8 protein-coding genes and 1 pseudogene are annotated in these 6,863 nt (G+C 66.1%); 5 read left to right on the forward strand and 4 right to left on the reverse strand.

The window, feature by feature from the left end:
* The first annotated feature begins 81 nt into the window (after positions 1–81).
* The 4 genes from WS62_RS31430 (at position 82) to WS62_RS31445 (ending at position 2,829) form a co-directional block, all read left to right on the forward strand.
* Positions 82–804 carry a tetratricopeptide repeat protein gene (locus WS62_RS31430; protein ID WP_066494534.1) on the forward strand — a complete coding sequence of 241 codons (723 nt, stop codon included), beginning with the start codon at positions 82–84 and terminating at the stop codon, positions 802–804.
* A 47-nt stretch (positions 805–851) separates the two neighbouring features.
* On the forward strand, positions 852–1,427 hold the full coding sequence (locus WS62_RS31435) for a peptidylprolyl isomerase (protein ID WP_059471169.1): 576 nt from the start codon (positions 852–854) through the stop codon (positions 1,425–1,427).
* Between the two features lie 81 nt (positions 1,428–1,508).
* Complete coding sequence (locus WS62_RS31440) at positions 1,509–2,000, forward strand: peptidylprolyl isomerase (RefSeq protein WP_066494537.1); 492 nt, start codon at positions 1,509–1,511, stop codon at positions 1,998–2,000.
* Between the two features lie 28 nt (positions 2,001–2,028).
* Positions 2,029–2,829 (forward strand): UDP-2,3-diacylglucosamine diphosphatase, encoded by an 801-nt coding sequence (locus tag WS62_RS31445; protein WP_066579385.1) that lies wholly within the window; start codon positions 2,029–2,031, stop codon positions 2,827–2,829.
* 285 nt (positions 2,830–3,114) lie between these two features.
* On the opposite strand, the gene cysE is transcribed toward WS62_RS31445, so the two are convergent.
* Together cysE and WS62_RS31455 are read right to left on the reverse strand one after the other, a co-directional pair.
* Entirely contained in the window at positions 3,115–3,897 is a 783-nt protein-coding gene (gene cysE / locus WS62_RS31450) for a serine O-acetyltransferase (protein ID WP_066579388.1), read from the reverse strand.
* A 188-nt stretch (positions 3,898–4,085) separates the two neighbouring features.
* Entirely contained in the window at positions 4,086–4,967 is an 882-nt protein-coding gene (locus WS62_RS31455; protein WP_066579404.1) for an RNA methyltransferase, read from the reverse strand.
* Between the two features lie 306 nt (positions 4,968–5,273).
* On the opposite strand from WS62_RS31455, the gene WS62_RS31460 reads away from it, so the two are divergent.
* Positions 5,274–6,077, forward strand: coding sequence for an inositol monophosphatase family protein (locus WS62_RS31460; protein WP_066494546.1), 804 nt, complete (start codon positions 5,274–5,276; stop codon positions 6,075–6,077).
* Between the two features lie 283 nt (positions 6,078–6,360).
* Here the strand turns inward: WS62_RS31460 and WS62_RS31470 are convergent, their stop codons facing one another.
* Entirely contained in the window at positions 6,361–6,633 is a 273-nt protein-coding gene (locus WS62_RS31470) for a hypothetical protein (protein ID WP_066579393.1), read from the reverse strand.
* Positions 6,634–6,723: 90 nt separating this feature from the next.
* Positions 6,724–6,863 (reverse strand): annotated as a pseudogene (locus WS62_RS37180) (IS5/IS1182 family transposase); the annotation flags it as partial.

Raw genomic sequence — 6,863 nt, forward strand, 5'->3', positions numbered from 1 at the left:
GGCAAAGACTATCCGCGGCTCGCCGGAACGCGCGGACGATTTGTTAGAATGGGTCGGAGTATAACATTCCGATTTGAGCCTATGAAACCTTCCCGCGGCCGTGCGCCGAGCGCTGCGACCCTTGTTGCGACCGCCGCCGTGAGCGCTGCGCTCGCGCTCTTTCCAGGCGCGGCGGCCCTTGCGCAGAAAGCGCCCGCCCCCACCGACGGCACGCCGGAAATCGACGCGTCGATCGCGAACCGGAACTGGACGCGGGCGCTCGCCCAGCTCGACGCGCGCATCGCGTCGAACCCGCGCGACGTGCAGGCGCAGTTCAAGCGCGGCACCGTGCTCGCGCGCCTGAACCGCGACGACGACGCGATCAAGCAGTTCGTCGAGCTGACGCAGGCCTATCCGGAACTGCCGGAACCCTACAACAACCTGGCGGCGCTCTACGCGAAGCACGGCCGCTACGACGAAGCGCGCAGCGCGCTCGTCACGGCGACGCAGGCGAACCCGAACTACGGCCTCGCCTACGAGAATCTGGGCGACCTGTACCTGCGCCTCGCGGCCGAATCGTACAAGCGCGCGCGCTCGCTCGGCCGCACGAGCGGCGCGACCGCGCAGCGCCTCGCGGATCTGCAGAAGATCATCACGCCGCCGAAGGCGAAATCGGCGGCCGCGCCGGCATCGTCCGCGCGCGACTATTCGGAACGGGCGGCAGCGAACGTGACGACGACCACCCTGCCGCTTTCTCCGACGTTCCAGTTCGGCGGCCCGAGCGGTACGCTCGCGATGCCGCCTTACGTCGCACCGTCGCAATAACGCGCTGCGGCGGCCGCGTCTTTCCTTCACCCACCCAGAGGACCGTTATGAAACGTCTGTTGCTGGCGCTCGGCAGCGCCGCCCTCCTCGCGACCGCTCCCGCGTTCGCGCAATCGGCCGCGACGCACCCCGTCGTGCAGCTGAAGACCACGCAGGGCGACATCCGCGTCGAGCTGTATCCGGAGAAGGCGCCGAAGACCGTCGCCAACTTTCTCGATTACGTGAAGGCGGGCCAGTACAACGGCACGATCTTCCATCGCGTGATCAAGGGCTTCATGATCCAGGGCGGCGGCTACAAGACGAATTTCGACGAGAAGCCGACCCGCGCGCCGATCCCGCTCGAGAGCAAGAACGGCCTGAAGAACGCGACGGGCACGATCGCGATGGCGCGCACGAGCGATCCGAACTCGGCGACCGCGCAGTTCTTCATCAACACTGTCGACAACGCGGGCCTCGACTATCCGAATCCGGACGGCAACGGCTACGCGGTGTTCGGCAAGGTCGTGTCGGGCATGGACGTCGTGAAGAAGATCGAAGCCACGTCGACAACGGTGCGCGGCCCGATGCGCGACGTGCCGGAAAAGCCGATCGTGATCGAATCGGCGACGATCGTCTCGAAATAAGCCAGCCCGAACCTCCCGCGCGGCCGCGTCGTCCAGAGCGGCCGCGCGCCGTTTGAACCCTCCCCAATCAAAGGAATCATCATGGTCGAACTGCATACGAACCACGGCGTCATCAAGCTCGAACTCGACGACGCGAAGGCGCCGAAGTCGGTCGAGAACTTCCTCAACTACGTGAAGAAGGGCCACTACGACGGCACGGTCTTCCACCGCGTGATCAACGGCTTCATGATCCAGGGCGGCGGCTTCGAGCCGGGCCTGAAGCAAAAGCCGACCGACGCGCCGATCGACAACGAGGCGAACAACGGCCTGAAGAACGACACGTACACGATCGCGATGGCGCGCACGAACGATCCGCACTCGGCAACCGCGCAGTTCTTCATCAACGTGAACGACAACGACTTCCTGAACCACTCGTCGCCGACGCCGCAGGGCTGGGGCTACGCGGTGTTCGGCAAGGTCGTCGAAGGCCAGGACGTCGTCGACAAGATCAAGGCCGTCAAGACGGGCAGCAAGGGCTTCCATCAGGACGTGCCGAACGACGACGTCGTGATCGAGAAGGCCGTCGTGGTCTGAACGTAGCGTAGAGCGACAAGGCGCCGGGATGCTGCAGGAAACGCCGCCGCGAAGCGTCTTTGCGGGTGTGCCGGGCGAGCGCGGGCTCGCGCACGCGGCACGCCCGTTCCTGTTCGTCTCCGATCTGCACCTGAGCGATGCGATTCCGCGCACGGTCGCCGCGTTCGAGCACTTCGTGCGCGTGACGGCCGACAGCGCGGATTCGGTTTTCATCCTCGGCGACCTGTTCGAATACTGGATCGGCGACGACATCCTCGATCACGATCCGTTCGCGGCCCGTATGGCCGCGCTGCTGCACACGTTCTCCGAGCGCGGCATCGCGCTCTACGTGATGCGCGGCAATCGCGACTTCCTGCTCGGCAAGCGCTTCATGAAGGCGGCGGGCGCGCTCCTGATTCCGGATCCGTCCATCGTCGTCGCGTTCGGCAACCGCATCGCGCTCGCGCACGGCGACGCGCAGTGCACGGCCGACCGCGGTTATCAATGGTTTCGCCGCTTCGCGCGCAACGGCGTCGCACAGCGGCTCTTTCTCGCGTGGCCGTTCGCGTGGCGCCGCGCGCTCGCCGAGCGGATGCGCGCGTCGAGCGAGGCCGGCCGTATGCGTCCCGCATCGCCGCGCTACGATGTGACGCGCAAGGGCATCGCCGCCCTCTTTCGGCGCAGCGGCGCGCGCACGATCATCCACGGCCACACGCACAAGCCGGCGAGGCACGTCGAAGCGGGCGGCGTGCGCTGGGTGCTACCGGACTGGGAACTCGACCACGGACCGCGCCGCGGCGGGTATCTGTGCGTCGATGCACAAGGGATTCGCGCGCTGCCGCTCGATTGAGCATCGCGCGGTCGAATCGGATGGAACGATGGCTCCTCGGCTGTCGGCAACCGCGCGAACGCCGTCACGCAGCGCCAAGCCACGCAGCGCGCTCGCGCTCCGCGTTGGAAACGCGACGAACGATGCCGCAGGCAAGCGCCCAAGGCGCTCCAGGACAAGTGCGCATCGAATGCGATGCCGATGCCTCGTCGCACCCACCCGAGTATTACGGCGCATAACGGAACGCGCGCAGCGAGATCGCACACGCAGCGCGTCGATCACGACACGCTCGGCGCCGCGCACGACTCAGCGCTCGATCGCCTTCCCGTCGAGCGCCTTGCCCTCGAACGCCGCGGACAGGCGACGCAAATCGAGCCGCGCACCGTCCGCCCCCTGCAGCGCGTCCAGATGCGCACCCAGCCGCTCGAGCGCCGCTACGATCTCGTCGACCCGCTGCGCTTCCTTCGCCGCATGATCAATGAGGCCGTGAATCGCAAGTGACATCGGATCGTCGGCGTTCGGCGTGATCCCGTAAGCGCAGAACGCGGTGCGCTCGGGTATGCGCTTCGCATCGGCCGCCATCACGACCCGCGCCGGATTGCCGACTGCCGTGCCGCCTGCCGGCACCGGCTTCACGACGACCGCATTCGAGCCGATCTTCGCCCCCGCACCGATCGTGAAGCCGCCCAGCACCTTCGCGCCGGCGCCGACGATCACACCGCGCTCGAGCGTCGGGTGACGCTTCGCACCGCGCGTGAGCGACGTGCCGCCGAGCGTCACGCCCTGGTAGATCGTGCAGTCGTCGCCGACGACAGCCGTCTCGCCGATCACGACGCCCATCCCGTGATCGATGAATACGCGCCGGCCGAGCGTCGCGCCCGGGTGGATCTCGATGCCGGTCAGGAAGCGGCCGATCTGCGACACGAACCGGCCGAGCCAGCGCCAGTCCGAGCGCCAGCATGCGTGCGAGATCCGATGGAACACGAGCGCGTGCAGCCCCGGATAACACGTGAGCACTTCCCAGGCGCTGCGGGCGGCGGGATCGCGCTCGCGGATCGTGGCGACGTCTTCGCGAAGTCTCGTGAACATGGTGGTGACGATGGAAGAAGAAAACCCGGTGCGCGGCCGCCGGGCGGAGCCCTTATCGTTTCGACAGCTTTGCTTATGACGTGCGCTCGATTGTAGAACGGCCGTCACGAGCGCGCAGCGGCCGCCGCGTTCTCCCTGCGGCGACCGCGGGTATAGCGCGCCGGCGGGCGAGCCGGCGCGTTCCGCCGTCACTCGTCTCGCCCGGCGCCTGCGTCGTCCCCGTCCCCGTCGTCGCCCGCGGCGCCCGCGCGTGCCTCCGCGCCGCCCGCATTCAGCAGAATGTGCTTCGCGATCCCGCGGAGGATGTTCACCTCCTCGCGCTCGAGCCCCGTTCGCGCGAATAGCCGCCGCAGCCGCGGCATCAGCTTCTTCGGATTGCGGGGATCGAGGAATTCGAGCGCGATCAGCGCATTCTCCAGATGAACGAACATCCGCTCGATCTCGTCGCTTTGCGCGAGCGTGCCGAGCGCGGCGTCCCGCGGCACGACGGACTCGTCGTCTTCGAGCAGCGCGACGCGCAACTCGTACGCGAGCACTTGCACCGCCTGCGCGAGATTGAGCGAGCTGTACGCGGGGTTCGCCGGAATGTGCGCAATCGCGCTGCAGCGCTCGACATGCTCGTTCGACAGGCCCGTGCGCTCATTGCCGAACACGAGCGCGATGTCGCCCGTTTGCAACTGACGGCAGGCGCTCGCCGCGGCCGCACGCGGCGCGAGCCGCGGCGGCCCGTACTCGCGCGAACGCGCGGTGAGCGCGATCGACCACTGCACGCCGTTCAGCGCATCGGCGATCGTCGGTACGACGTGTGCAGACGCGAGCACGTCGTCGGCGCCGCTCGCCATCGCGAGCGCTTCCGGATCGCTTTGCACGTGCGGCACGCGCGGCGCGACGAGCACGAGGCGTGAAAAGCCCATCGTTTTCAGCGCGCGCGCCGCCGCGCCGACGTTGCCGGGGTGACTCGGCTCGACGAGCACGAAGCGCGTCGACGTAAACCCGCCGCGCGTGGTTCGCGCCGGACGGGATGGGGCCGCGCCGGCAGACGGCGCGTACGGTTTTTGCTGAGATTCCAAGACGTTCATTCGACTAATCGGGATGCCGGTATGGTATCGCCAACTCGCGGACAAACCCACTCGTCCGAACGGCCAATCGAACGGTATACGCTGCCGTTTCGCAAAAAAGCGCCGCGAGTCGGGTAAAATTGCACTCTCGATGCGGCGCCCACGCTGCTTGTTCGGCCCGCACCCCGCTCTTTGCCAATTCGTCTTCCGTCGGCGAAACGCCCGCCTGCCGCCTCATGCGCGCCCGGTGTCGTTTCGCTGGTTCGATCACCACTCACTCGTGGCGGCCTAGCGTCGCCAGCTTCAGGATTCAGGCCCATGCATCCCATGCTCAACATCGCTGTCAAGGCCGCTCGCCGCGCCGGACAGATCATCAATCGCGCATCGCTCGATCTCGATCTGATCGAGATCCGCAAGAAGCAGCAGAACGATTTCGTGACGGAAGTCGACAAGGCAGCGGAAGACGCGATCATCGAAACGCTGAAAACCGCCTACCCGGACCACGCGATCCTCGCCGAGGAATCCGGCGAGTCGGGCAACGCATCCGAATTCCAGTGGATCATCGATCCGCTCGACGGCACGACGAACTTCATCCACGGCTTCCCGTACTACTGCGTGTCGATTGCGCTCGCGCACAAGGGCGTCGTCACGCAAGCGGTGGTCTACGATCCGAACCACAACGACCTTTTCACCGCGACGCGCGGCCGCGGCGCGTATCTGAACGACCGCCGCATCCGCGTGGGACGGCGCGATCGCCTCGCCGACGCGCTGATCGGCACGGGCTTTCCGTTCCGCGAGAAGGACGGCCTCGACGCGTACGCGCGCCTCTTCGCCGACATGACGCAAGCTTGCACAGGGCTGCGCCGCCCGGGCGCGGCCGCACTCGACCTCGCCAACGTCGCGGCGGGCCGTCTCGACGGCTTCTTCGAGCAAGGCATCAACGTATGGGACGTCGCGGCGGGCAGCCTGCTCATCACCGAGGCGGGCGGCCTCGTCGGCAACTACACGGGCGATTCCGACTTCCTGCATCAGCGCGAAATCGTCGCCGCGAACCCGAAAGTCTACGCGCAGATGATCCCGATCCTGAACCGCTACACGCACACGCGGCCGGCGGAGGAATGAGCGGCGTGGTCGCCGCCGCGTGACGCAGGTCGCGGCGGCGACGAGATCCGGCGGCCCGCGGCACTTTCAAGCGCCGCGGGCCGTTTCATTTCCAGGCGTGCGCGAACGCCCCGGCTTGCGCCGCCGACGACGCCCTCCGTCTATTCTGCCTCGCCAGGAAACGCTCACGAGCGCGCTGCATCGCCACAAAGTACCCGACCGGCCAGTGCCCGCCGGCCGGCATGCGACATCGCAACGCGAACTGCAGAAATCGCGCTCGAGCCATCTGCTTCATCGGCCTGCGTTACCGAACGGCAAAACCTCCCATCGATGTGCCCGGCTGGCAATTACTCGCATAAATGTAGAATTGCTTACCCATCAGGAATGCCGAATTGATGAGCGAATACGCATCCTTGTTTCCGTTCAAGTAAGACAGGTTGCCGACGGTGACCTCCATGACCCCGTTCTTGTCGATGAAGAGCTTGCTAATCGTGCCCGACGTGCACAACGTATCCGCGTGCGCATAGGACGAAGCCAGAAGCAAGGTTGAAGCGATAACAGCGATAATCTTTTTCATTTCAATATCCTTAATTAAAAAATGACATTGCGATTGAAATGCTGACTACATAGTCGGCCCTGAACAATTCGTTTTGTCGCGCAGATGAAGCTATGCCGCCGATGGCGCAGCGGCTCGGAAGCTGAGCAAAGCGACGAGAATCAGGGCGTAAAAAAGCCGCAGGTTGCGCAGGATCATCCGCAGGTTGTGGCCAGCGCCGCACAGCACCGCATGAATCGCATCGCCCAACG

It is taken from the genome of Burkholderia sp. ABCPW 14 (assembly GCF_001523835.1).
Taxonomy (GTDB): domain Bacteria; phylum Pseudomonadota; class Gammaproteobacteria; order Burkholderiales; family Burkholderiaceae; genus Burkholderia; species Burkholderia mayonis.

What these genes read in the sequence shown, in the direction of transcription:
- cysE (WP_066579388.1), bottom strand. Translation starts at nt 3,897, where the DNA reads ATGTTCACGAGACTTCGCGAAGACGTCGCCACGATCCGCGAGCGCGAT.
- WS62_RS31445 (WP_066579385.1), top strand. Translation starts at nt 2,029, where the DNA reads ATGCTGCAGGAAACGCCGCCGCGAAGCGTCTTTGCGGGTGTGCCGGGC.
- WS62_RS31440 (WP_066494537.1), top strand. Translation starts at nt 1,509, where the DNA reads ATGGTCGAACTGCATACGAACCACGGCGTCATCAAGCTCGAACTCGAC.
- WS62_RS31470 (WP_066579393.1), bottom strand. Translation starts at nt 6,633, where the DNA reads ATGAAAAAGATTATCGCTGTTATCGCTTCAACCTTGCTTCTGGCTTCG.
- WS62_RS31435 (WP_059471169.1), top strand. Translation starts at nt 852, where the DNA reads ATGAAACGTCTGTTGCTGGCGCTCGGCAGCGCCGCCCTCCTCGCGACC.
- WS62_RS31430 (WP_066494534.1), top strand. Translation starts at nt 82, where the DNA reads ATGAAACCTTCCCGCGGCCGTGCGCCGAGCGCTGCGACCCTTGTTGCG.
- WS62_RS31460 (WP_066494546.1), top strand. Translation starts at nt 5,274, where the DNA reads ATGCATCCCATGCTCAACATCGCTGTCAAGGCCGCTCGCCGCGCCGGA.